28 protein-coding genes are annotated in these 24201 nt (G+C 62.5%); 22 read left to right on the forward strand and 6 right to left on the reverse strand.

Annotation, left to right across the window (positions count from 1 at the left end):
* Positions 1-17 precede the first annotated feature (17 nt).
* The 3 genes from DWU99_RS08640 to asnS are packed head-to-tail and all read right to left on the reverse strand — an operon-like array spanning position 18 to position 2548.
* Entirely contained in the window at positions 18-347 is a 330-nt protein-coding gene (locus DWU99_RS08640) for a hypothetical protein (RefSeq protein ID WP_233510987.1), read from the reverse strand.
* Entirely contained in the window at positions 344-1135 is a 792-nt protein-coding gene (locus tag DWU99_RS08645; protein WP_115477598.1) for a MalM family protein, read from the reverse strand. Before DWU99_RS08645 ends, DWU99_RS08640 begins: the two co-directional genes overlap by 4 nt.
* 12 nt (positions 1136-1147) lie before the next feature.
* Entirely contained in the window at positions 1148-2548 is a 1401-nt protein-coding gene (gene asnS / locus DWU99_RS08650; RefSeq protein ID WP_115477599.1) for an asparagine--tRNA ligase, read from the reverse strand.
* A gap of 130 nt (positions 2549-2678) precedes the next feature.
* Here asnS and DWU99_RS08655 point away from each other — a divergent pair, with 130 nt between their 5' ends.
* From DWU99_RS08655 to radA, 7 genes are all read left to right on the forward strand, one after another.
* A complete protein-coding gene (locus DWU99_RS08655) occupies positions 2679-3005 on the forward strand; it encodes a HesB/IscA family protein (protein WP_115477600.1) in 327 nt (108 codons plus the stop codon).
* Between the two features lie 171 nt (positions 3006-3176).
* A complete protein-coding gene (gene rpsF / locus DWU99_RS08660) occupies positions 3177-3605 on the forward strand; it encodes a 30S ribosomal protein S6 (protein ID WP_115477601.1) in 429 nt (142 codons plus the stop codon).
* Positions 3606-3622: 17 nt separating this feature from the next.
* Positions 3623-3853: a 30S ribosomal protein S18 gene (rpsR, locus tag DWU99_RS08665; RefSeq protein WP_074552179.1), complete on the forward strand. Its 231-nt coding sequence runs from the start codon at positions 3623-3625 to the stop codon at positions 3851-3853.
* 134 nt (positions 3854-3987) lie between these two features.
* On the forward strand, positions 3988-4437 hold the full coding sequence (gene rplI, locus DWU99_RS08670; RefSeq protein WP_115477602.1) for a 50S ribosomal protein L9: 450 nt from the start codon (positions 3988-3990) through the stop codon (positions 4435-4437).
* A 203-nt stretch (positions 4438-4640) separates the two neighbouring features.
* Complete coding sequence (locus DWU99_RS08675; RefSeq protein ID WP_115477603.1) at positions 4641-6032, forward strand: replicative DNA helicase; 1392 nt, start codon at positions 4641-4643, stop codon at positions 6030-6032.
* Between the two features lie 145 nt (positions 6033-6177).
* Positions 6178-7266, forward strand: coding sequence for an alanine racemase (alr, locus tag DWU99_RS08680; RefSeq protein ID WP_115477604.1), 1089 nt, complete (start codon positions 6178-6180; stop codon positions 7264-7266).
* A gap of 68 nt (positions 7267-7334) precedes the next feature.
* Positions 7335-8714, forward strand: a complete 1380-nt coding sequence (gene radA / locus DWU99_RS08685; protein ID WP_115477605.1) for a DNA repair protein RadA — start codon at positions 7335-7337, stop codon at positions 8712-8714.
* Positions 8715-8720: 6 nt separating this feature from the next.
* Here radA and DWU99_RS08690 read toward each other — a convergent pair whose 3' ends face one another.
* Positions 8721-9521: a cytochrome C assembly family protein gene (locus tag DWU99_RS08690; protein ID WP_115477606.1), complete on the reverse strand. Its 801-nt coding sequence runs from the start codon at positions 9519-9521 to the stop codon at positions 8721-8723.
* A gap of 115 nt (positions 9522-9636) precedes the next feature.
* On the opposite strand from DWU99_RS08690, the gene DWU99_RS08695 reads away from it, so the two are divergent.
* The 8 genes from DWU99_RS08695 (at position 9637) to rplS (ending at position 15449) form a co-directional block, all read left to right on the forward strand.
* Positions 9637-9924: an autorepressor SdpR family transcription factor gene (locus DWU99_RS08695; protein WP_115477607.1), complete on the forward strand. Its 288-nt coding sequence runs from the start codon at positions 9637-9639 to the stop codon at positions 9922-9924.
* Positions 9921-10565 (forward strand): SdpI family protein, encoded by a 645-nt coding sequence (locus DWU99_RS08700; RefSeq protein ID WP_115477608.1) that lies wholly within the window; start codon positions 9921-9923, stop codon positions 10563-10565. The genes DWU99_RS08695 and DWU99_RS08700 overlap by 4 nt, the downstream gene beginning before the upstream one ends.
* 18 nt (positions 10566-10583) lie before the next feature.
* Complete coding sequence (locus DWU99_RS08705) at positions 10584-11927, forward strand: alpha/beta hydrolase (protein ID WP_115477609.1); 1344 nt, start codon at positions 10584-10586, stop codon at positions 11925-11927.
* Between the two features lie 59 nt (positions 11928-11986).
* Positions 11987-13369, forward strand: coding sequence for a signal recognition particle protein (ffh, locus tag DWU99_RS08710; RefSeq protein ID WP_115477610.1), 1383 nt, complete (start codon positions 11987-11989; stop codon positions 13367-13369).
* 131 nt (positions 13370-13500) lie between these two features.
* Complete coding sequence (gene rpsP / locus DWU99_RS08715) at positions 13501-13752, forward strand: 30S ribosomal protein S16 (RefSeq protein WP_115477611.1); 252 nt, start codon at positions 13501-13503, stop codon at positions 13750-13752.
* A gap of 2 nt (positions 13753-13754) precedes the next feature.
* Positions 13755-14270: a ribosome maturation factor RimM gene (gene rimM, locus DWU99_RS08720; RefSeq protein ID WP_115477612.1), complete on the forward strand. Its 516-nt coding sequence runs from the start codon at positions 13755-13757 to the stop codon at positions 14268-14270.
* A 12-nt stretch (positions 14271-14282) separates the two neighbouring features.
* Positions 14283-15068 carry a tRNA (guanosine(37)-N1)-methyltransferase TrmD gene (trmD, locus tag DWU99_RS08725; RefSeq protein ID WP_115477613.1) on the forward strand — a complete coding sequence of 262 codons (786 nt, stop codon included), beginning with the start codon at positions 14283-14285 and terminating at the stop codon, positions 15066-15068.
* An 18-nt stretch (positions 15069-15086) separates the two neighbouring features.
* A complete protein-coding gene (rplS, locus tag DWU99_RS08730) occupies positions 15087-15449 on the forward strand; it encodes a 50S ribosomal protein L19 (protein WP_115477614.1) in 363 nt (120 codons plus the stop codon).
* 80 nt (positions 15450-15529) lie between these two features.
* Here rplS and DWU99_RS08735 read toward each other — a convergent pair whose 3' ends face one another.
* Positions 15530-17584 carry a GGDEF/EAL domain-containing response regulator gene (locus DWU99_RS08735; RefSeq protein WP_115477615.1) on the reverse strand — a complete coding sequence of 685 codons (2055 nt, stop codon included), beginning with the start codon at positions 17582-17584 and terminating at the stop codon, positions 15530-15532.
* Positions 17585-17777: 193 nt separating this feature from the next.
* On the reverse strand, positions 17778-18791 hold the full coding sequence (epmB, locus tag DWU99_RS08740; RefSeq protein ID WP_115477616.1) for an EF-P beta-lysylation protein EpmB: 1014 nt from the start codon (positions 18789-18791) through the stop codon (positions 17778-17780).
* An 86-nt stretch (positions 18792-18877) separates the two neighbouring features.
* On the opposite strand from epmB, the gene efp reads away from it, so the two are divergent.
* The 7 genes from efp to DWU99_RS08775 all read left to right on the forward strand — a co-directional run.
* Positions 18878-19444: an elongation factor P gene (gene efp / locus DWU99_RS08745; RefSeq protein ID WP_115477617.1), complete on the forward strand. Its 567-nt coding sequence runs from the start codon at positions 18878-18880 to the stop codon at positions 19442-19444.
* Positions 19445-19562: 118 nt separating this feature from the next.
* A complete protein-coding gene (locus tag DWU99_RS08750) occupies positions 19563-20894 on the forward strand; it encodes a TRZ/ATZ family hydrolase (RefSeq protein ID WP_115477618.1) in 1332 nt (443 codons plus the stop codon).
* The gene (locus tag DWU99_RS08755) at positions 20891-21145 is read left to right on the forward strand and encodes a YciI family protein (protein ID WP_115477619.1); all 255 of its coding nucleotides are present in this window, start codon (positions 20891-20893) and stop codon (positions 21143-21145) included. The genes DWU99_RS08750 and DWU99_RS08755 overlap by 4 nt, the downstream gene beginning before the upstream one ends.
* Positions 21146-21169: 24 nt before the next feature.
* A complete protein-coding gene (gene ubiG, locus DWU99_RS08760) occupies positions 21170-21880 on the forward strand; it encodes a bifunctional 2-polyprenyl-6-hydroxyphenol methylase/3-demethylubiquinol 3-O-methyltransferase UbiG (protein WP_425476809.1) in 711 nt (236 codons plus the stop codon).
* Positions 21877-22551, forward strand: a complete 675-nt coding sequence (gene gph / locus DWU99_RS08765) for a phosphoglycolate phosphatase (RefSeq protein ID WP_115477621.1) — start codon at positions 21877-21879, stop codon at positions 22549-22551. The genes ubiG and gph overlap by 4 nt, the downstream gene beginning before the upstream one ends.
* Positions 22548-23402: a squalene/phytoene synthase family protein gene (locus tag DWU99_RS08770; protein WP_233510989.1), complete on the forward strand. Its 855-nt coding sequence runs from the start codon at positions 22548-22550 to the stop codon at positions 23400-23402. The genes gph and DWU99_RS08770 overlap by 4 nt, the downstream gene beginning before the upstream one ends.
* Positions 23403-23512: 110 nt before the next feature.
* Positions 23513-24201: GTP cyclohydrolase, FolE2/MptA family (locus tag DWU99_RS08775; RefSeq protein WP_115477732.1), on the forward strand; the 689-nt coding region annotated here is incomplete at its 3' end.

Raw genomic sequence — 24201 nt, forward strand, 5'->3', positions numbered from 1 at the left:
CTCCTTGGAAGGCGCTCTCAGGCGCGGCTATGCCATTGCAGCGCCAGCGCCGCGATCCAGCATGTCCACGCCACCCATTGGCTGTAACGCCACATCCGCCACAGGCGTGTGATGGCGGCATCGTCGATCGCGGCGATGGCGGGCGATCTCAATACGTTCTGCATGCGCAACCACAACTGCGGCCCATGCGCCGCCGAGCCGGTGCCGGTATCCACGATCACTTTCCAGTGCTGCGGATAGTCCTCGCGCAGACGCTTGGCAATGCGGAAAGGCAGGACGGCGTAGGCAATGAAGCATGCCAGGCCGACCAGCAACAAACCGATGTAAAGCACCAACAACGGAATCAAAGGCTGCTCCAGCTTACGTGGGGCAAATCCGTGCGCAGGGAATGCAGCAAGCCATCGCCTTGCGGCGCCTTGCCGCAGACGGCCTTGTTCACCGCTTCGTCGTATCTCTTGTCCATCATGCCGACCCACACGGTGCCGTCGGGACCATGCGAGATCTTATAGCTGCCGCCGGTGCTGGTAGCTGTCGGCGTCGTGCTGCTGGAGGTGGAGAAAGTGCTGGCGGATTGTTCCCAGTAAGTATTGCTCGACTGTTGCGTGCCGGAGCTGTAGACCACCACGTAGCGCGCCCGCTTGTCGGTGACGGCAACACTGCCGAATGCGCCGCTGTCGCTGTTGGTCCAGCCCATGTATTCGCACAGCTTTACGTCCTGCGAGTCGATGGGCTGGAAGGCGTCATCGAGCAGGACCACCGTCGGCGCGAACAGGTAGCTGGTGCTCATGATCGAGCGTCCGGTAATTTCGGACTTCAGCCCGATCTTGTACGGCAGCTTGACGTCCGCCGGCAGCGCAAAACTCAGGAAATAACTGCGCACGCCATTGATCGCCGCCACCGGACTGCCGTTGCCCAGCGAGAACTGTTGAGGATGCCAGGGCAGGGTGGTTTGGTACGAGAAGTCGGCAAAGCTCGTGCAGCAGGGCGTTGCCTGCTCGAGCTGCTTCTTCGCGTCGGCCAGCGTCCTCGGCGGCGGGCTCTGCGGCAGGATGTTGGTCGGCAGCGGCAGCTTGACGCTATGGCAGGCGCCAAGCAGAACGGTAACGGCAAGTGTGAGTAGCAGTCTGAGTCGCATGTGTCGGATCGATCAGAAGTCAGCGCTCCCAGCGGCGCGGGGATAGGGAATGGCGTCGCGGATGTTGGACAGTCCGCAGACATACACAAGCAGGCGTTCGAAACCGAGGCCGAAGCCTGCGTGGGGTACGGTTCCGTAACGGCGCAGATCACGATACCAGCCGTAAGTGGCGGTATCGAGACCGAACTTGGCCATGCGGCGATCGAGGTAGTCAAGGCGCTCCTCGCGCTGGCTGCCACCGATGATTTCGCCGATGCCCGGTGCCAACACGTCCATTGCGGCGACGGTTTTCTCGTCGTCGTTCAAGCGCATGTAGAAGGCTTTGATCTGCTCGGGATAGTTCATGACGACCACCGGGCGGCCGACATGTTTCTCGGCGAGATAGCGCTCGTGCTCGGTTTGCAGATCGACGCCCCAGGCGACCGGAAAATCGAACTTCTGGCCGGACTTCTTGAGGATATCGATCGCGTCGGTGTAGTCGATGCGTTCGAACGGCTGGGCGATGAAGCTTTCCAGGCGCGTAATGGCGTCGGGCAGCACGCGTTCGGCGAAGAACGCCATGTCGTCGCCGCGCTCCTCGAGCACGGCTTTGAAGATGGCCTTCAGGAACGCTTCGGCGCAGTCGGCATCGGCGGAGAGATCGGCAAAGGCAATCTCCGGTTCCACCATCCAGAACTCGGCCAAATGGCGCGGCGTGTTGGAGTTTTCGGCACGGAAGGTTGGGCCGAAGGTGTAGACCTTGCTCATCGCCAGCGCATACGCCTCGACGTTGAGCTGGCCGGACACCGTGAGGAATGCCTCGCGGCCGAAGAAATCCTTGCGGAAGTCGATCTTGCCTTTCTCGTCGCGCGGCAGGTTTGCCAGATCCAGCGTGGAGAGGCGGAACATGTCGCCCGCGCCTTCCGCATCGGAGGTGGTGATGATGGGCGTGTTGATCCAGAAGAAACCCTGCTCGGTGAGATGGCGATGAATCGCCGTCATCATCGTGTGGCGCACGCGCGTCACCGCGCCGAACAGATTGGTACGCGGGCGCAGATGCGCGACTTCGCGCAGGAATTCCATCGAGTGCTGCTTGGGCTGGATGGGGTAGGTTTCCGGATCGTCGACCAGTCCCGTAACGACCACGCGGTCCGCCTGAAGTTCGAAGGTCTGGCCCTTGCCCTGCGAGGGCACCAGCGTGCCGCTCACGATGACGCCCGCGCCGGCGGTGAGATGTTTCACCTCATTTTCGTAATTGCCCAGCGTCGCCGGCACCACCGCCTGAATCGGATCGAAGCAGGAACCGTCGCTGACATTCACGAAGGACAGGCCAGCCTTGGAGTCGCGCCGGGTGCGCACCCAGCCGCGGACCGTTACATTGCTGCCGGCTTCGACTTTGCCGGAAAGGGCCTGTTTGACGCTGACCACCGTCATGGATTGAAACTCCTGGGAGAGGCGCCCATTTGTTAAGGGCATAGAGGCGAGCGGGCATGATAATGTAGGCCATGCCGCACTGCGACACGCTTTATCGTGCAACGAGTGCCGAAACCGATACAACGCTGTTATGACTATTTCGATTACTCCATCCGCCAATCAACGCATGCGCCAGTTCCTGGCCCAGACACCCAGCGCCGCGGGCGTGCGCTTTGGCGTCAAGCGCACCGGCTGCTCCGGCTTTGCCTATGTGGTGGACCTGGCCGACACCGCCGGCGCGGAAGATCAGACCTTTCAGATCGACGGCGTGCCCGTGATCGTGGATACCAAGAGCCTCCCCCTGGTCGACGGGACCGTGATCGATTTCCAGCGGCAAGGGCTTAACGCCAGCTTCGTCTTCCACAATCCCAATGCGACGGGCGAGTGTGGCTGCGGGGAAAGCTTCACGGTCGGGTGAGCCCGTTCAGGGTTCCATCTCCAGTCAATTCAGCGGCTTGCACTGACTGACTGATCCCCCTTACAATTCCGCTTCTGTCTACGCCGTTTGGGCGGGACAGTCCCTTGCCTCACCGCGCTCCGCGGGAGGCTGCTTGGCCCGTAAGGGCCACATCCATAAGGAGTTTCTCCGATGACCTTGCGTCATTACGAAGTTGTATTCCTGGTCCATCCCGACCAGAGCGAGCAGGTTCCGGCGATGATCGAGCGCTACAAGACGCTGATCACGGCCGACGGCGGCAAGATCCACCGCCTGGAAGACTGGGGCCGCCGTCAGCTGGCGTACCCGATCGTGAACCTGGCCAAGGCGCACTACGTTCTGCTCAACATCGAAGTGAGCCAGAACGCCCTGAACGAGCTGGAGACGGGCTTCCGCTTCAACGACGCCGTGCTCCGCCACCTCGTGATCAAGCGCGACGAAGCCGATACCGAGCAGTCCTTCATCCTTAAGAGCAAGGAAAAGGACGACGCCAAGTCCTCGCGCCGCCGTGACGACGACGCCGAAGGCGACGACCGCCGCGTGGGTCGCGCCGATAGCGACGACGCCGATATCGAAGATTGATCCAGGAGCCCAGACCCATGTCCAAGTTCTTCCGTCGCCGCAAGTTCTGCCGCTTCACGGCCGAAAACGTCAAAGAGATCGACTACAAGGATCTCAACACGCTGCGCCAGTACATCACTGAGAACGGCAAGATCGTTCCCAGCCGCATCACCGGCACCAAAGCTCGCTACCAGCGTCAGCTGGCCACGGCCATCAAGCGCGCCCGTTTCCTGGCGCTGCTGCCGTACACCGACAACCACGACGTTTAATCGCGTGGGTCTTTCTTCCGCGAGGAAGAAAGACATGTTTCAACCCTCCCGTTTCGGCGGGAGGGGCAACACTTCGGACAACCGTCCACGGCTGCGCCGGGCCACTCCGGTGCTAACGAATTGAGGATTTACCCATGGAACTCATTCTTCTTGAGAAGGTGCGCAACCTCGGCAACCTCGGCGACAAGGTCAAGGTGAAGCCGGGCTACGGCCGCAACTACCTGCTGCCGCAGGGCAAGGCTGTGCGCGTCAACGCTGAAAACCTCGCCGCGTTCGAAACCCGTCGCGCCGAGTACGAAGCGAAGGCCAACAAGCTGCTGGTCGACGCCGAATCCCGCAAGGCCAAGCTGACCGACGTGTCGGTGACCATCTCCGCCAACGCCAGCCCCGAAGGCAAGCTGTACGGTTCGGTCGGTCCGCGCGAGATCGCCGAAGCGCTGCAGGCTGCCGGTCACGACATCCACAAGGGTGAAGTGATCCAGGGCGAAGGCCCGATCCGCCACATCGGCGAGTTCGAGGTTGTGATCAGCTTGCACGCCGACGTGCACAACACCGTCAAGGTGATCGTGGTCGGCGAGAAGTAATCGCTACACGCCATCTTTCGATGGATCCAGACGGGCGCCGCACGGCGCCCGTTTGTTTTGAAGCGGTGCCCGTTGTTTATCCCCAGCATCTCACAGGTTATCCACAGACTTATTGTCTCGTGTGGTGAGACGGCACCGCGTATGCTCATTACTTGTGCCTGCCTACACGGCTTTGAGCACCTTCCTTGCTACAGGGAGTGTCCATGTCTTTCGTGCCCGAACGCAAAACCGCCAACAGCGCCGTCGAAGCCTTGCGTGTGCCGCCGCATTCCATCGACGCGGAGCAGGCGGTTCTCGGCGGTTTGATGCTCGCTTCGGATGCGCTGGACAAGGTCGCCGACAAACTCGGCGAACAGGATTTCTATCGCAAAGACCATCGCCTCATCTGGCGTGCGATCACCGAGCTCGCCAACAAAGGCATGCCGTGCGATGCCATCACGCTGGGCGACTGGTTCGAAGCCAATGGTCTGGCCGAGATGGTCGGCGGCGCGAGCTATCTGGTCGAGCTGGCGAACGCCACGCCCAGTGCGGCAAACATTGCGGCCTATGCGGAGATCGTGCGCGAGAAATCCGTGTTGCGGCAGCTGATCGATGCAGGCACGGCGATTACCGAGGACGGCTATCGGCCCGAAGGCAAGTCGGTGCACGAGGTACTGGAAAGCGCCGAGCAGCGTGTGTTCCACATCGCCGAATCCGGTGCGCGTGGCAAGAAAGACACGGTGTCGATGCGCGAAGCCGTGAAGGATGCCTTTCGCCTGCTGCACGAGCGTTATCAGAATCGTGGCCAGCTCACCGGCATTTCCACCGGCTTCACAGATTTGGACAACCTCACGTCCGGTCTGCAGCCGTCGGACCTGATCATCGTTGCCGCGCGTCCCTCGATGGGCAAAACCGCGTTCTCGCTGAATATTGCCGAGGCGGCTGCGTTGCGCGCCAAGAAACCCGTCGCCGTGTTCTCGATGGAAATGTCCGCGTCGCAGCTGGCGTTTCGTCTGATTTCCTCGGTGGGTCGCATTCACCAGCAGCATCTGCGCAACGGCGATCTGGCCGAGGAAGACTGGCCGCGCGTCACCAATGCGATCGCGCTGTTGTCCGAAGCAAAGATATTCATCGACGACACGCCCGGCCTTTCGCCGGTGGAAATGCGTTCGCGCTCACGCCGTCTGCATCGCGAGCATGGTGGTCTTGGCTTGATCGTGATCGACTACCTGCAGCTGATGCAGGTGCCGGGCAACAAGGAAAACCGCGCCACGGAAATCTCGGAGATTTCCCGTTCGCTGAAGGGCTTGGCGAAGGAGCTCAACGTACCGGTGATCGCGCTCTCGCAGTTGAACCGCTCGCTGGAGCAGCGCGCCGACAAGCGCCCGATGATGTCCGACCTTCGCGAATCCGGCGCTATCGAGCAGGACGCGGACGTGATCATGTTCATCTACCGCGACGAGTACTACAACAAGGAATCGCCGGACAAAGGCCTCGCTGAAATCATCATCGGCAAGCAGCGTAACGGCCCCACCGATACGGTGAAGCTGACCTTCCTGGGTCACTACACCAAGTTCGAGAACTACAGCCCGGATAGCTACGTGGGGCACTTCTGAGCGCGCGTGCCTGCGCTTTGCCATCTCGTTGCCCTGATCCGCGAGCCGTCAGCCGTTACCCTATGATGCAGCGAGCCGGCTTCCGGGCCAGCTTCTGCATCTGTTTCCGCGCTTGCAAAGACCTGGTTTCGATCATTTCAGGACCATGAGCCGCACTACCGTCGCCACCATTCATCTGGGCGCGCTGCGCCACAACCTCGAGCGAATTCGAGAGCTGGCCGCGCCAGCGTTGGTCATGGCGGTGGTCAAGGCCGATGCCTATGGCCATGGCCTGGAGCGGGTAGCGCGGGCGCTCGACGGCGCCGCCGATGCGTTCGCCGTAGCCTCGCTTGGAGATGGATTGCGACTGCGCGCGGCGGGTCACCGTCAGCGTATCGTGGTGCTGTCGGGGCCCGATCAGCATGGCGATATCGCCGAGATGCAGCGGTTGGGCCTCGACGCGGCGATTCATCACGAAAGCCAACTGCGCTGGCTGTCCGAGGCTTCGCCCATGCGAGGCCGCCTGCGCGTGTGGCTGAAAGTCGACAGCGGCATGCACCGGCTCGGCTTTGCGCCCGAGCGTGCGGCGTCCGTACATGCGCAGCTGTCGACCATGACGGGCATCGATCCAGAGATCGGCTTGATGACGCATTTCGCCGAATCGGAAGTTTTCGACGGCGAACGTACGCGTCGGCAGATCGAGCGATTCCGCGAAGCGACGCGCAGTTTGTCCGGCCCGCGCTCACTCTCCAACTCGGCCGCCGTGCTGGGCTGGCCTGATGCGCGCGGCGACTGGGTGCGCACTGGCGGGCTGCTTTATGGCCTTTCCGTGGTGGAAGGCAAATGCGGTGAGGACTTTGGTTTTCGTCCTGCGATGACCTTGTCCACGCGCCTGATTGCGATCAACACCATCCCCCGCGGCGAGCGTATTGGCTACAACGGCCTGTGGGAGTGTCCCGAAGACATGCCGGTGGGCGTTGCCGCCGTGGGCTATGGCGATGGTTATCCGCGCAGTGCCGCGTCGGGTACGCCTGTGCTGGTGGGCCATCGGCGCGTTCCATTGATCGGTCGTGTGTCGATGGATCTGATCACGCTGGATCTGCGTGAGGCTCCCGAGGCGAAGGTGGGCGATCGCGTGGTGCTGTGGGGGCCGGAGCTTCCCGTGGAAATCGTGGCGGCACAGTCGGGAACGATCAGTTACGACCTCACCTGCGGCATGACGCGCCGCGTGCTGTTCGTCGAGGACGAGGAGTAAACGCGCGTCTCGCGGCATGCGACCATCGCGCGCTAAGCTCCTTCCATTCATTCATTGATTCGAACGCCATGGCCAAAGCCAAAACCGCCTATGTCTGCACCGATTGCGGTGCGGAGCACACCAAGTGGCAGGGCCAGTGCATCGAATGCAATGCGTGGAATACGCTTTCGGAGTTTGTGGTGCAGCCGGTGCAGAAGTCGGTCGCTGCGGCACGACAGGGCGGCTATGCCGGCGCGGCCAATACCGTGCCGCGCGTCACGCCGCTTACCGATGTCCTGGTCACGGCCGAATCGCGGACACTGACGGGCATTGGCGAACTTGACCGCGTGCTCGGCGGCGGTCTCGTCGATGGATCGGTGGTACTGATCGGCGGCGATCCGGGCATCGGCAAGTCGACCTTGTTGCTGCAAATGCTCGGCACGCTGGGTGCTCAGTTGCCAAGTGTGTATGTCACCGGCGAAGAATCGCTGGCGCAGGTGGCGGCGCGAGCGCAGCGGCTCGATCTTCCCCTGCAGCCTTTGCATGCGCTGGCCGAAACAGGCGTCGAGCGCATTCTCGAGCAAGTCGCTTCCACGCGTCCGCGTGTGCTGGTGATCGATTCGATCCAGACGATCTGGACCGAACTGTTGACCGCGGCGCCGGGTTCGGTCAGTCAAGTGCGCGAATCGGCGGCGCGTCTTACGCGTTTTGCGAAGGAAAGCGGTACTTCGGTTTTCCTTGTCGGGCATGTCACCAAGGAGGGCGGCATCGCCGGTCCGCGTGTGCTCGAACACATGGTGGATGCGGTGCTCTATTTCGAAGGCGAGTCCGGCAGTCGCTTCCGCGTGCTGCGTGCGTTCAAGAACCGCTTCGGCGCGGTCAACGAACTGGGCGTCTTCGCGATGTCCGAAAAAGGCTTGCGCGAAGTGCCCAATCCATCGGCGATATTTCTCTCTGCGCATGCGGGCCCCACGTCCGGCAGTGCGGTGATGGTGACGCGCGAAGGCACACGTCCGCTGCTGGTGGAAGTGCAGGCGCTGGTGGATCAGTCGTCACTCGGCAATCCACGACGCGTTGCATTGGGCCTGGAGCAGAATCGTTTGGCGATGCTGCTGGCCGTGCTGCATCGTCACGGTGGTGTTGCTGCGTACGACCAGGACGTGTTTGTGAATGTGGTCGGTGGCATCCGTGTGCAGGAAACCGCCGCCGATCTCCCGGTGCTGCTCGCTGTGCTGTCATCGCTGCGCGATCGGCCGTTGCCGGAGAAAACGATCGCCTTTGGCGAGGTTGGGCTTTCCGGCGAGATCCGTCCCGTACCCAACGGTGAGGAACGCCTCAAAGAGGCGGCTCACCACGGATTCCAGCGCGCTATCGTGCCGAAGGCCAATGCGCCCAAAAAGGGGCGGGTTGGCGATATGGAAGTGATTGGCGTGGAGCGGCTCGCGCACGCCATCGACGCTTGCCGCTAAGGCGCGTCAATCCACCACGCGGTGCAAAATCACTTCGAGCACGAACTTCGAGCCGAAGAAGGCCAGCACCAGCACGCCCATGCCGATCAGCGTGAGATTGACCGCGCTGCGACCACGCCAGCCGTGACGCCAGCGTCCGTAGAGCAGGGCACCGAACACCAGCCACGCGATGATGGACAGCACAGTCTTGTGCATCAGGTGCTGTCCAAACAGGTTGTCGACGAAAAGAATGCCTGTCAGCAGCGTCAGCGAAAGCAGGACGAAGCCGGCACCGATCAATCGAAACAGCAGCGACTCGGTCAAGGTGAGTGGAGGCAGCGCGCTTAGCCATGGCCCGAGGTGACGGTGCCGCAGCGCGCGCTCCTGGATCGCCAGCAGGATCGCCATCGCGGCAGCAATCGACAGCACACCAAAGGCCAGCAGTGCCACGGTAACGTGCAGCTTGATATGCCAGTCCATCGACACGGGGGCGGTGGACGGGGCAAGAAAGCTGTCGACCCAAAGCAGCAGTGCGCTGAGCGGAAACACGATCACACCCAGTGTGGCCACGGGGCGGGTGAGATTCACCAGCAGCGTGAGCGCCGACACCATGCAGGCGACAAGTGAAAGCGCCGCGAAGAAATGCAGATCCAGCGCGCCGCCATGCATGGCAAGCAAGCCGGTGGCGTGGGCCAGCACCGCTGCCGTCGCAATTCCCAAGGCCAGACGCGCCAGTGTGGTGGTGCCGCCGCCGAACAACGGGCGCGCCAACAGCCCGCTGGCGAGCAGGTAGCAGACAATGGCGAAGATCGAGAGGGCGGCTAGCATTGCCGTTAAGTGTGGCACAGGGCAAAGACGGGGTGAACGCGGCAAATCGACCGGCACTTGCAATATTTAGACATTTGTCTAATTATCTAGGCATCGATCAAGCCGATGGTGAGTCGTGAAGCAGCAAGCCGTATTTCGTGCACTGGCCGATCCCACGCGTCGCGCGATTCTCAAGCGGCTGCATGGCGGGGCCATGAGTGCGGGCGAAATCGGCGAGGCTTTCGATATCACAGGCGCGTCGCTGTCGCATCACTTCGCCGTACTCAAGCAGGCGGATCTGGTGCGCACCGAACGGCGCGGCCAGTACATCGTTTATTCCCTTAACACCACTGTGATGGAAGACCTCACGCGGATGATGCTCGATCTGATTCCGTCGAGTGGGGGGCGAGGAGGCAAGCGATGAAACCCGTACGCAGTCTTTTTTTATCTGTTCTTTTCCTGCTGATATTGCTGGCAGCCTTTTTATGGCTGTATCCGCAGATGCCGGCGCTTGTTCCCGTGCACTGGAACGTGCACGGACAGATCAACGGCTACGCGACGCCGATCAAGGCGGTTGCCACGCCGATGGTTATCATCGCGATATTGGCGCTGCTTACCATCGCGTTGCCGGCCATCTCGCCACGCGGCTTCGAAATCACGCCGTTCATGTCGGTGTTCGTCGTGGTGATGCTGGCGGTGCAGGCCTTTGTGCTGATCACCGCGTTGGGCGTTCTGTTGAATGCGGCAGGCCATCCGGCCGGCAAATTCGTGATCAGAATGCTGCCCGTGGGTGTGTTGCTGATGATCATGGGCAACTACATGGGCAAGTTGCGCAAAAACTTCTTCGTCGGAATCAGAACGCCGTGGACGCTCGCCAGCGACGAGGTGTGGGAGCGTACGCACCGCGTGGGAGGCTGGCTGTTCATGCTTGCGGGGGTGGTCGTGATCGTCGTCAACCTGGTCAATGCATCTCTCGCATTTTCCGTGGGTGTGATTCTGGCAGCTGCACTCATTCCTGCTGTGTATTCGTACTTCGTCTATCGACGCGTAGAACACAATCACTGAACTTACCAAGGAGGCTTTATGAACTCCCAGACGCTAGGCGTGCTGGTCGGTCTGTGTTGCCTGATTTTTGCCGTGGCCAGTCGCGCAGAACCGACGGCAACATGCCGTGCCCATGGTCAAGCGGCGCTCGTCGCGTGGACGCAGGCTAACTACCAGGGTGCAGTCAAAGATTTTGCGCCGGATACCGCAGCGCAAGTGACGCCGGAGAAGCTAAAGGCGGTTTGGACGCAGTTGCAGGGTGCGTCGGGTGCATTTCGCAAGCTTGGTGATCTGCAGTCGAGGGCTATTGCCGGGCGCCCGCTGCTTGCTGCAAATATGGACTTTGCCGATCATTCATTGGTGGCGGTGATCGACTGCGATGCACAGGATCGCATTACGACTTTCCGAATCGTGCCGGCAAGCGCACTGAGCGCGGCAACGACGCCCGCGCCCACATCAGGATCAAGTATCGGTATAGAAAGCGCTGTGCAGATCACGTCGCCGCTAGGCCCGCTGCCCGGCACGTTGTTAGTGCCGAAGGGGAAGGGGCCTTTCCCTGCTGTTTTACTGGTGGTTGGTTCCGGTCCACTCGATCGCGACGAAACCATCGGCCCGAACAAGCCCTTTCGTGATCTGGCTGAAGGGCTGGCCGCCGCAGGAATCGCCTCGCTGCGCTACGACAAGCGTGGGCATGTATACGGTGTGCAGACAGCCAAGAAAGATGTGACCGTCGATGACTCCGTCACCGACGACGCAGTCACCGCGTTGCAGTTGCTGTCGAGGCAACCCTCCATCGATTCCAGGCACGTATTTGTTCTGGGTCACAGCCTGGGGGCAGCGATGGCGCCTCGTATCGGTCAGCACGATCCACAGCTGGCTGGCGTGATTCTGATGGCCGCGCCGGCGAAGCTGAATCTCGACACGGTGATTCGGCAGATGCGTTATCTCGCCCCGCTGCAGGGGGCTACGCCGGAGCAAATGGACAAGCTGCTGGCGCCCGTCGTCCAGGCGCGCGATGTCGTGGCGCACGCCGATCCGGCACACCCTCCTGCGGGAGAAGTGCTCAATGGATCGCTCAGTTTCTGGGTGAGCCTGCGCGACTACGATCCGATTGCCACCGCCCGGGAGCTGTCCAAACCCATGCTGTTGCTGCAGGGTGGCGACGATTACCAGGTGCTGCCGCAACAAGATTTCGTTCAGTGGCACGACGCCTTTGCGCGCGATTCCCGGGTGAGGCTGATCCAGTACCCTGGCTTGAGCCATTTGTTCATGCCGGGCGGTGATCCGCCGTCTCCGGCTGACTACATGAAGCCGGGCCATGTCGATGAGCAGGTCATTCGCGACATGGTCGACTGGATCAGGGCCCAGGCTGGGCGCTCCTGAGAAAACGGGCATCTCTGGTATATTTGCCAATCCGCTCAGGCTTTTCCGATCCCATCGTCATGTTCGAGTCGCTCAGCCAACGTCTCTCCACCACCGTCAACCGCCTGCGCGGCCGCGGTCGGTTGACCGAGGAAAACATCCGCGAATCGCTGCGCGAAGTGCGCATCGCGCTGCTGGAAGCCGACGTGGCGCTGCCGGTGGTGCAGGCGCTGATCGAGCGCGTGAAGGTTCGCGCCGTCGGCCAGGAAGTGCTCAAGAGCCTGTCGCCGGGTCAGGCGCTGGTGAAAGTGGTCAGCGACGAGCTGACCGCCGTGATGGGCACGGCCAACGCCGAATTGAACCTGGCGCAGCAGCCGCCTGCCGTCGTGTTGATGGCAGGCCTGCAGGGTGCCGGTAAAACCACCACGGTCGCCAAGCTGGCGCGCTTCCTCACCGAGCGCAAGAAGAAGCGCGTGATGGTGGTGAGCTGCGACGTGTATCGTCCGGCCGCTATCGAGCAGCTGCGCACGCTGGCCGAGCAGGTTGGCGTGAAGTTCTTCCCGTCCGAAGCGGGCCAGAATCCCGTGGATATCGCCAAAGCTGCGATTTCCGCCGCGCGCAAGGAAGTGATCGACGTGCTGCTGGTCGACACGGCCGGCCGTCTGCACGTCGACGAAGCGATGATGGCGGAGATCAAGGCGCTGCACGCCGCGGTGACGCCGATCGAAACCCTGTTCGTGGTCGACTCGATGACGGGTCAGGACGCGGCCAATACCGCCAAGGCCTTCGCCGAAGCGCTGCCGCTGACTGGTGTGGTCCTCACGAAGACGGACGGCGATGCGCGTGGCGGTGCGGCACTGTCGGTACGCTACGTCACTGGTCGCCCGATCAAGTTCCTCGGCGCAGGCGAAAAGACCGATGCGCTGGAACCGTTTCATCCGGACCGCATTGCCCAACGCATCCTCGGCATGGGCGACGTGCTGTCGCTGGTCGAGGAAGTCGAGCGCAAGGTCGATCAGGAAAAGGCGCAGAAGCTTGCCGAGAAGGTCATCAAGGGCAAGCGCTTCGATCTCAACGATATGCGCGACCAGCTTGAGCAGATGAACAACATGGGCGGCCTGGCGGGCCTCATGGACAAGCTGCCGGGCGTCTCCGGGCTGCCCGACAGCGTGAAATCCAAGGTCAACGACGGCGAGATCAAGCGCATGGTCGCGATCATCAATTCGATGACCAAGAAAGAGCGCCGCCATCCGGACCTGCTGAACGGCTCCCGCCGCGCCCGCGTGGCACGCGGCTCGGGCACCCAGCCGGCCGACGTGAACCGCCTGCTGAAGCAGTACATGCAGATGGAAAAGATGATGTCCAAGCTCTCCAAGGGAGGCACCAAGGGCCTCCTGCGGCAGATGCGTGGCGCCATGAAGGGGATGGGCGGGATGGGAGGCGGGCTGCCGCCGATGCGCTGAACCTGAGCGATCTGGCCGGCGAAAGAGCTAACCCCTTCCTTTTTCGTCGGAATTCATTAAAATGTCGCGTTTACCGCGCCCGTTCTAGGGCGCGCATGCCGGGCATGCCGGCAGTTCTGGAGCTTTTTACTATGGTTAAGATTCGTCTTTCGCGCGGCGGCGCCAAGGGCCGTCCGTTCTACCACGTCGTTGTGACCGACTCGCGCAGCGCGCGTGATGGACGCAACATCGAGAACGTTGGTTTCTACAACCCCGTTGCTGCGGGCAAGGACAAGCGCCTTGAGCTGAACGTTGCGCGCGTTCAGGAGTGGGTGGCCAAGGGCGCTCAGCTGAGCGACAAGGTTGCCTCGCTCGTGAAGGAAGCCGGCAAGCAGGCTGCCTGAGCATGAGTGCAGCCGATCGGCGCGTCCTGGTTGGACGCATCGTCGGGTTGTACGGGGTGCAGGGCTGGGTCAAGGTCGAATCCTGGACCGAGCCCCGCACACAGATCTTCAAGTACCAGCCCTGGCTGCTCTCATCGGCGCCGGGCCAGGACAGGGAGATCAAAGGTATCGACGGTCGACCCCAGGGCAAGGGCCTCATCGCCAAGTTGCCGGGGGTGGACGATCGGGATGGTGCTGCGGCGCTGGTGGGACAGGACATCCATGTCGCCCGCGAGCTGCTGCCACCACCCGGTAAGGATGAGTACTACTGGGTCGATCTCGAGGGTCTCGAGGTCGTCACCACGGAAGGCGTAGCGTTGGGACGGGTCAGTCACCTGTTCGCGACCGGCGCCAATGACGTGGTGGTCGTGAAGGACGGCGAGCGCGAGCGGCTGGTTCCTTTCATCCAGGGTGTTTACGTGCGTTCGGTGGATCTGTCCGGCGGACGCATGGTGGTGGACTGGGACCCTGAATTCTGAAGTGAGGGTCCGATGCGCATCGATGTCGTCACGCTGTTTCCCGACTTCATGCGTCAGTGCGCTGCCGTCGGTGTCGTAGGACGCGCGCAGCAACGCGAGTTGTTGCAGGTGGAAACCTGGAACCCGCGCGATTACGCCACCGACAATTACCGTACCGTGGATGGCCGCACTTGCGGCGGTGGTCCCGGCATGGTGATGCTGATCGAGCCTTTGCGTGCAGCCTTGAAGGCAGTGCGGGAGGCGGCACCGGAACCGGTGCAGGTGATTTATCTCAGTCCGCAAGGAGCGCGGCTGACGCAGGGCAGGGTGGAAGCGCTGGCCAGGTTGCCGCGAATCGCTCTGCTCTGTGGACGTTACGAAGGTGTGGACGAGCGTCTGCTGGCGCACGAGGTCGACGAGGAACTCTCCATCGGCGACTATGTGCTGTCCGGCGGTGAGCTTGGCGCCGCGGTGATCATCGATGCCGTGGGCCGCTTGCAGGACGGTGCGTTGAACGACGCGCAATCGGCCGAGCAGGATTCGTTCTCGAACGGTCTGCTCGACTGTCCGCACTATGCGAAGCCGGTGCATGACGTACTGGGCGACGTGCCGGAGGTTTTGCTCTCTGGCGATCATGCGGCCATTCGCCGCTGGCGCCTGAAGCAATCGCTGGGACGGACCTGGTTGCGGCGTCCCGATTTATTGGCGCAGTGTGCGTTGGATAAGGAATCCCGTGCGCTGTTGGACGAATTCCGTCGTGAATATGCTCAGCATCAATCACGACAAAACGATGCGGTCAATGACGACCGCAATCATTGAGAAAAGACAGGTGTTGCCATGAACAAGATCATCGAACAGTTCGAAGCCGAGCAGATCACCCGCCAGCTGCCGGAGTTCGGCCCTGGCGACACCGTGATCGTCAACGTGAAGGTGAAGGAAGGTAACCGCGAGCGCGTGCAGGCGTTCGAGGGTGTCGTCATCGCCAAGCGCAGCCGCGGCCTGCATTCGGCCTTCACGGTCCGCAAGATCTCGCACGGCACGGGCGTGGAGCGCGTGTTCCAGGCGCACAGCCCGAGCATCGAGTCGGTGACGGTCAAGCGCAAGGGCAAGGTGCGCGGCGCCAAGCTGTACTACCTGCGCGGTCTGGAAGGCAAGGCTGCCCGCATCAAGGAAGACATCGCCGCCGCTTCCGCCGACTAATACGGCGCGCTACAGCGCGACACGAAAAAACCCGCGGATCGCTCCGCGGGTTTTTTCATGTCCGGCGTTCAAGAGCCGGATCAGAGATTCACCATTAGCCGTTGCGGTTCCTGCAGGAAGTTGCCCTGTACGAAGTCCACGCCGCAGGCGAACAGCAGCGATGTGCTGGCCGCGTCCTCGACCCATTCGGCGACGGCCATGCGCTTCATTTCGTGGGCCTGCTGGCAGATCTCGGTGATCTTCTTCTGGTTTTCCGGATGCTGCGGCAGATCGGCCATGAAGCTACGGTCGATCTTCAGATAATCGGCGTTGATGTGGTTGAGCAACTGGAACGAGTTCAGGCCCGAGCCGAACTGCTCAAGCGCGAAGAAACCACCCAGCTTCTTCCACGCATTGATGAATTCCTGCGCGGGGCGAAGCAAGGTCACGACTTTGCTCTCGGTCATTTCCAGCACAATCCGGCCGTTCTTCAGATTGGCCTGCTTCAGAGTTCGCTCAAGCCATGGCAGCAACTGGGCTTGCTGCTGCAGGGAGTCAGGCGTGAGCTTGACGAAGAAGGTGGTAGGCAATCCCGCGCGTTCGCGTGCCTTGAGCGCATTGATCGCCTGACCCAACACCCAGCGGTCGATCTCGGCGTTGAGGCCGTATTTCTCGGCGATGGGCATGAAGAAGCCGGGCGACACTTCGCCTTGCGGTCCGTTCATGCGCAACAGGATTTCCGAATAGTCGCCCTCGGCATCCTGCAGGCTGATGGTCTGCTGGTGATAGAGCATGAATTCGTTCTGCGTAAGCGCCTGACGCAGCAGCCCCAGCCAGTTGCGCTCGCGCTCGGCGTCGGCCTTTTCGCGCGCAGCCGGATCATGCAACTCGCTGCGATTGCCACCCTGGCTCTGCGCGCTGCGCAGCGCCTGGCTGGCCTGGTTCAGCAGCATGTCCGTGTTGGCGTTCTTCTCGCCTAGCAGGCTGCCGCCGATACTGACGGTCAGCGTGATCGACTGCGTGCCCAGGTCGAAGATTTCGCGCGAGATCGTCTGCTGCACCTTGCCGATCCACTCGCGGATCGCGTCGTCGCTTTCGGTGTGCAGAATGATGCCGATCGTATGTTCGGCCAGCAGGCCGGCCACGTCTTCCTGGCCCAGCTGTGCGCTGACCCGGTGCGCGAAGGCCGCCAGCAGTTCGTCGGCCTTGCCCAGGCCGATGCCATTGACGAGCTGCGTCCAGTTGTCGGGCTCGATCAGCAGCAGGCTCTGGCCCTTGTGTCCTTCGCTTGCGGCGGCAACGGCGTTGTCGATGGATTCCAGCGTGCGCGCGCGGTTGAAGAGCCCGGTGACCTGATCGCGTTGCAACTGTTCGACCAGCGCAGGATCGACCTGTTGGCGACGGAAGACGACCTGCAGGCAGGCTTCGCCCTCGAACGTGGCGTGCGCGAATTCGGCCGTTGCGGGAAAGGTGCTGCCGTCGGCGCGGCGCGCCTGCAATTCCATCCGGTAGTCGGCTTTCTCGCCGCGCGACAGTGCACGCAGCAAATTCTTGAAGGCTTCGGCGTTGGCGGGGCCGATCAGGTCGAGCACCGGCAGGCCAAGCAGGTCATCGTAATCGTCGTAGCCGAAGGTATCGAGATAAGAGCGATTGGCGCGCACATGCATGCCTTCGTGCACGTAGGCGATCGGGTCGTTCGACGAATCGAGCAGGGCATCGCAGCGACGTTCGGATTCGCGCAGCGCCGTTTCGAGTCGACGTACTTGCCGGCGTGTGTTGAGCGCTTCGAATTCGCGCTTGATGATGGTGATCGTCTGCTTGGGCTGGTTTCGCGAGGCCACGCCTTGGACGCCATCCTGGAACATCTCGGCGATGCTCTGGTCGTCGATCTTGGATACGCACGCGATCAGCGCGATGTCGCGGGCACTGGCGTCGATCTGCTGGGCGACGCTGCGCAGCGGCAGGCCATTGACGTTGGGGTTGAACAGCACCAGATCCGGGCCGAGTTCTTCCAGCGCGTCGTGAATCTGTTCGGGAGTGGTCGCCCGGGCGGGGCGAACCGCAATGCCCGCGTTACGCAACAATGTAATGATCTGTTCCGCGTCCTCGACCGAGTTCTCGATGAAGAGGATCTTGATGACGGAGTCTGTCTTCATGGGCGGGTCGTGCTTCCTTGGATATGGCTGCCCTGCGCAGCAGGTGGCCGAGGGCTGGCCGGCACTACAGACCTGTTTTAACGGATTCTGCACAGACCCGCCAGCGTCAATTCGCACATCAGTGACGAAGCGCATGGGAGAACAGGGGCTTAGGCCTGTCCTCATCATCCACGTGGACAATGAGGACAGGCTCTCAGAGTGGCCGTTTGGACGGATCGCCGCCTACTTCGCGCACCAGTTTCGGCACAAGGTAGCCTGGCAGGCGACTGCGCATCTGCTCGACAAGCGATATTGCCTCGGCGTCGGCCACTTCAAAATGCGCCGCACCCTGCACGCGGTCGAGCTGATGCAGGTAGTACGGCAGTACGCCGGCGGCAAACATGCGCTCGGAAAGCGCGGTCAGCGCGTTGGCGCTGTCGTTGATGCCGCGCAGGAGCACGGACTGATTGAGCAGTGTCGCGCCGGCGTCGCGTAATCTGGCGCAGGCTGCATCCACCGTGTCGTCGAATTCGTTGGCGTGGTTGGCGTGCAGCACCACCACCTTCTGCAGTGTCAATGAGCGAAGCCAATCGACAAATGCTGCGTCGATGCGCTCGGGCAAAACGACGGGAAGTCGAGTGTGGATGCGCAGCCGCGTGATGTGGGGAAGATCAGCCAGGCCTCGACTGAGCTCTTCCAACTTGCTCGTGGCCAGCGCCAGAGGATCGCCGCCAGACAAGATCAATTCGTTGATCGACTTGTCCTGACCGACATGATCCAGCGCCTGGCGCCATTGACCGGCCGCCGCCATTTCTTCCCCGTAGGGAAAGTGGCGGCGGAAGCAGTAACGGCAATTGATCGCGCAGCTGCCGCTGGCGATCAGCAACGCCCGGCCTTCGTACTTGTGCAGGACGCCTTGCGCCTCGCGTGCAGCCATGTCACCCACCGCGTCGGCAACGAAACCGGGAACTTCGTCCAGTTCCGCCAGCTGGGGCAGCACTTGCAGCAGCAGCGGGTCGCGCTCATCGCCCGGGCGCATGCGCGCCACGAAACCTCGTGGGGCTCGCAGCGCGAAGCCGGCATCTTCGGCGGGCAGACGGTCCGACAGATGGCCAAGGCCCAGCAGGCCAAGCAGTTCGTGGCCGTCGGTGACGGCGTCCCGCCACAGCTGCCGCCAGTCGGGCGCAACGGGCGGTGTAATGCGGGCGCCTGGGCTTGCGGTTATCATATAGGGCTCTATGCGGGCCTTCGGGGCCCTTAAACTGTTTATTTTAGCCGCTGATGGCAGCGGTTTTCCTCATTGGAGCGAAGTGCATGGCCAGTTACGATCTTAACGGCGTCAAGAACGGTCTGAAGATCATCGTCGACGGCGATCCCTACATCATCACCGAGGCGGAGTTCGTCAAGCCGGGCAAGGGCCAGGCCTTCACCCGCATCAAGATCCGCAACCTGCTCAACGGCCGCACCACGGAAAAGACCCTCAAGTCGAGCGACTCCTTCGAGGGTGCCGACGTGGTCGATACCGACATGCAGTACCTCTACAGCGACGGCGAGTTCTGGCACTTCATGCACCAGGAGTCGTTCGAGCAGCACCAGGCCGACGCCGCCGCGATGGCCGATACCGCCAAGTGGCTGAAGGGCGAAGAAGAGTGCGTGGTTACGCTGTGGAACGGCCGTCCGATCTCGGTGCAGGCGCCGAACTTCGTCGAACTGAAGATCGTCGAGACCGACCCGGGCCTGCGTGGCGATACCTCGGGCGGCGGCGGCAAACCAGCCAAGCTCGAGACCGGCGCCGTGGTGCGCGTGCCGCTGTTCGTGAATCAGGACGAAGTGATCAAGGTCGATACGCGTTCCGGCGAATATGTCAGCCGTGTGAAGTAACGCCGGTCGCGAACAGGCGTTCGCGCCTTTGCCAGAACGACGAAGCAAAAAACAATGGGGCGGGCATCGTAAGATGTGCCGCCCCATCTCATATCACTCCCCAGCAAGGCCAATCACGATGAGCCAGAACGCTCCGCAGACCATCGATCTACTTATCGAGGCCCGCTGGGTCGTGCCGGTCGAACCGCATGATGTCGTGCTGGAGCATCACGCTGTGGCCGTCGATCACGATTGCATCGTCGCTGTACTGCCGATTGCTCAAGCGCGTACCCACTATGCGCCACAAGAGCGCGTCGAGCTGGGCGAGCACGTGCTGATTCCCGGTTTGATCAACACGCACACGCACAATCCGATGACGCTGATGCGCGGGCTCGCCGACGACCTGCCGCTGATGGTCTGGTTGCAGCAGCACATCTGGCCGGTGGAAGCAAAAGTGATCGGCCCGGAATTCGTGCGCGACGGCGTGGAGCTGGCGGTAGCCGAGATGCTTCGCGGCGGCACCACCTGCGCCAACGAAAATTACTTCTTCCCCGACGCCATGGGCGCGACCTATCGCAAACTCGGTTTCCGCGCCGTGGTGGGCTTGCCGGTGATCGAATTCCCGTCGGCGTGGGCCAAGACGCAGGACGAATACTTCGAGCGCGCCGGCGAAACGCACGACAGCTTCCGCAACGATGCACTGATCCGCACCGCCTTCGCCCCGCACGCGCCGTACACGGTCTCGGATGAATCGTTCGAGCGCATCCGCGTGCTGGCCGATCAGCTGGACATTCCCGTGCACTTGCACTTGCACGAAACCGCGCACGAAGTGGAAGAGGAGCGGAAGAAATCCGGCTTGCGTCCCTTCCAGCGGATGCAGAAACTCGGGCTGGTCAACGATCGCCTGATCGCCGTGCACATGACGCAACTTACTGACGGTGAAATGGCGGCTTGTGCGGAAGCGGGCGTTTCCGTCGTGCACTGTCCCGAGTCCAACCTGAAACTGGCTTCGGGCTTCTGCCCTGCTGAAAAATTGCGCAAGGCCGGCGTGAATGTCGCCATCGGCACGGATGGCTGTGCATCCAACAACGATCTCGACATGTTCGGCGAGATGCGCACCGCCGCTTTGCTCGCGAAAGCGGTTGCGGAAGACGCAGCCGCCTTCGACGCGGGCTTCGCGTTGCGCGCCGCGACCATCAATGCCGCGAAGGCGCTGGGCCTCGACGAGACCATCGGCTCGATCGAAATCGGCAAGCAGGCGGATTTGGCGGCGGTGCGCTTGAGCGACCTGGAGACCCAGCCGCTGTTCCACATCATCTCGCAACTCGTCTACACCACCGGGCGGCATCAGGTCAGTGACGTATGGATCGCCGGCAAGCGCAAGCTGGCCGCGCGCGAGCTGGTCGATATGGATACGGCGGGCATCCTGGCGCGTACCCACGCCTGGCGCGAACGCATCGCTGCGATATGAATCGTTATCTCGTGATTCTTATGCGTCGCCCGCAGGTCGATCCGGCGGCGGTGCCGTTGCATCAACAGTTCCTGGAGGATTTGCGTGCGCAGGGCCGCAATGAGATGTCCGGTCCTTTCGGCGACAAATCCGGCGGTGCTTACCTGCTGCGTGCCGCGTCCCTGGAGGAGGCGATCGAGATCGCTCACCGCGACCCCGCTCACACCAGCGGCGGTTGGGACATCACGCTCTACGAATGGCATGCGCGGTAAGCTTGGCAGACTGTCTGGAGTTTCATGATGCAAACCACGCAAAACGTCAGCCACGATGAAATCGCCCGCTTCGACAAGCTGGCCGCGCGCTGGTGGGATCCGGACGGCGAATCGCGCCCGTTGCACGATCTCAATCCGGTGCGCACCGCTTACGTGGCCGCTCGCGTTTCCCTCAAGAGTGCGCGCGTCGCGGATGTCGGTTGCGGCGGCGGATTGCTCAGTGAAGCGCTGGCGCGTGCAGGTGCCGATGTCGTGGGCATCGATCTCGGCTTGAAGGTGATCGAGATCGCCCGATTGCACCTGCACGAATCGAACCTTCAGGTCGATTACCGCAAGCAATCTTCTGCCGAACTTGCGGCTGCCGAGCCTGCCAGCTTCGACGCGGTGTGCTGCATGGAGCTGATCGAGCACGTACCCGATCCGGCTGCGCTGGTGCACGATCTGGCAGGCATGCTGAAGCCGGGTGCGCGCCTTTTCATGTCCACGCTAAACCGCACGCCGGCGGCGTTCGGCGCGGCGATCCTCGGTGCCGAGTACATCACGCGCATGCTGCCGCGCGGCACGCATCATTACGCGCAATTCCTCAAACCTTCCGAGCTTGCGCGCCTGCTTCGTCAGGCGGGTCTGGAGCTGGAAGACGTCAGCGGCCTCGGCTACAACCCGCTCAACCGCAAGGCATGGGTGAGCCGATTCACGGCCGTCAACTATCTCTTGTGCGCACGCAAACCCCAATGAAGTCGCTTCCCCAATCACCGCAAGGCGTGCTGTTCGATCTCGACGGCACCTTGCTCGACAGCGCACCGGATCTTCATGCGGCCCTGGTGGCCTATTGCAGCGAAGTCGGTGCGCCGCCCGCACCGTATACGAAAGTGCGCGAAGTCGTGTCGCGCGGCTCGCGCGCCATACTGCGATGCGCTTTCGACGAAAGCGACGAAGCGCTGTTCGAGCGCATGCCGCGCTATCTCGAGCTTTATCACTCGATGATGACCCGGCATACACGCCCGTTCGAAGGGATCGATCCGCTGCTCGATGCGCTGGAAAGCAACGGTCTTGCATGGGGCATCGTCACCAACAAGCCCGCGTATCTCACCGACGACCTGATCCATCAGATCGGCTGGAGCAAGCGCGCGTGCGCCGTGATCTCCGGCGACACCCTGCCGGTGCGCAAACCCGATCCCGCGCCGGTATTGCTGGCGTGCGAGCGCGCAGGTCTGGATCCGGCGCAATGTCTTTTTGTTGGCGACGACCGGCGCGACGTGCAGGCCGGCAACAGTGCCGGGCTCTACTCGGTAGCCGTGCATTGGGGCTATCTCGATGGCGGCGATCCTTACGCATGGGGCGCCGATGTGGTTCTGGAGCATCCGCGGCAGCTTGCCGAATTGCTCAAGTTGAAGGTTCCGGCGTGAGCGAAGACGCCTCCCATCACGGCGCCTTGCAGAGCTACGTAGACAAGTGGTTGTCGGTGCAGCCGCAACAGCGCGTGGCGCTGGTTTTTGTCGAACCCGGCAAGTACCCGGGACACGTCGCGCTGGCCGCGCTGGAGCAGGAACTGCTTTCGGCCGCGTACGGTATTCGCGAACCCCAGGTGGCGGCGACCAAGCTCAATTGGTGGGCCGAAGAACTCGATAGCGCCGCGACGAGCGGTGGGCGTCATCCGCTGACGCGCGTGCTGTTCGACGACGAGCGCGCACACGCCATGCCGAAAGAACGCTGGCTTGCGCCAGTGCTGGCGGCCATGGCGCAGCTTGAAGAAGGGACTGCAGTCGATTTTGCGGCCCAGCTCAACGCGGCTTCCGCGCTGCACGGTGCGTTTGCCGAGTTGGAAACCGGCTGGTGGTACGGCGAGGCTGTGTCATCCGCACGCGCCACCCGGCTCGCCACCCTGAGCCATCTGCTGCACGCGCTGCGTCGTCTCCAGGACGATGCCGAGCGGGACCGGCTGCCGTTGCCCATGGCAAGGTTGGCCCGGTTCGGCCTGAGCCGCGCAAGCTTGCGCGAACGCAGCGAAGCCCGCGATCAGGCCATCAAGGCCCAGCTGGGCGATCTCCAATCGAGCTGGGCCGACGCAACCCGCCTGGACGGACCGATCAGCGTCTTCCGCGCCCTGGAAGCGGGGCAGGGTGAGCGGCTTGTCAGCAAGGCCCTGCGGGCCGGCGAGGCGCTGGCGGTGCTGCAACAAGGGGCGCCCGACGGAGGTTTCAGGACGACCCTACGCGCCTGGCGGGCCGCCAGGCAGTGGCAAAAGCTGGCTGGCTGAATTCGAAAAACGCACTGTTTCCCGCATGGACCCTGTTGCGTCGCGTCAGGCTGCCCCAACATAGGAGTGTCCCGCGGCGACCGGTCGCCCGGCCGTAACAGGAATTTTCCATGCATAGCCACGAAAACACCGTTCGCTTGATGCCTGATGTCGCCACCCAGGCACAACCGCATCTGGCCGGCGCGCTGGATTGGGTAGGCATGGACGGGATCGAAGTGCCTGTGCGCTTCGATGCGGGTGACGGCGACGTGCAGCGCGCCAGCGCCCAGGTCGGCGCCTTCGTCAACCTCACCCGCCCGGACCGTCGCGGCATCCATATGTCGCGCCTGTACCTGCTGGTCGATCAGTACCTGAGCGCCCGCACTGTCGACGGCGCGATGCTGGAGTCCTTGCTCCGCGCTTTCCTGGAGTCGCACAAGGACCTGGCCGATCACGCACGCATCAGCATCCGCTTCGACCAACTGGTGCGCCGCGCCGCGCTGCGCAGCGACAACAGCGGCTGGCGCGCCTACCCGGTTTCGATCGAGGCCAGCCTGTGCTCCGACGGCTTCCGCATGGAGCTGGGCACCGAAGTGGTGTACTCCTCCACCTGTCCCGCCTCGGCGGCGTTGTCGCGCCAGCTGATCCAGGAGCAGTTCGCGAAGGATTTCGATGCCGGCAAGCCGGTGGATCACGCGGCCGTGCTGGCGTGGCTGGGTAGCGAGAAAGGCATCGTGGCGACGCCGCATGCGCAGCGCAGCGTGGCGCGCTTGCTGGTGCGCTTTGTCGACGGCGCGCCGCTGAACCTGATCGGCTTGCT

Source organism: Dyella psychrodurans (assembly GCF_003363265.1).
GTDB classification, from domain to species: Bacteria; Pseudomonadota; Gammaproteobacteria; order Xanthomonadales; family Rhodanobacteraceae; genus Dyella_B; species Dyella_B psychrodurans.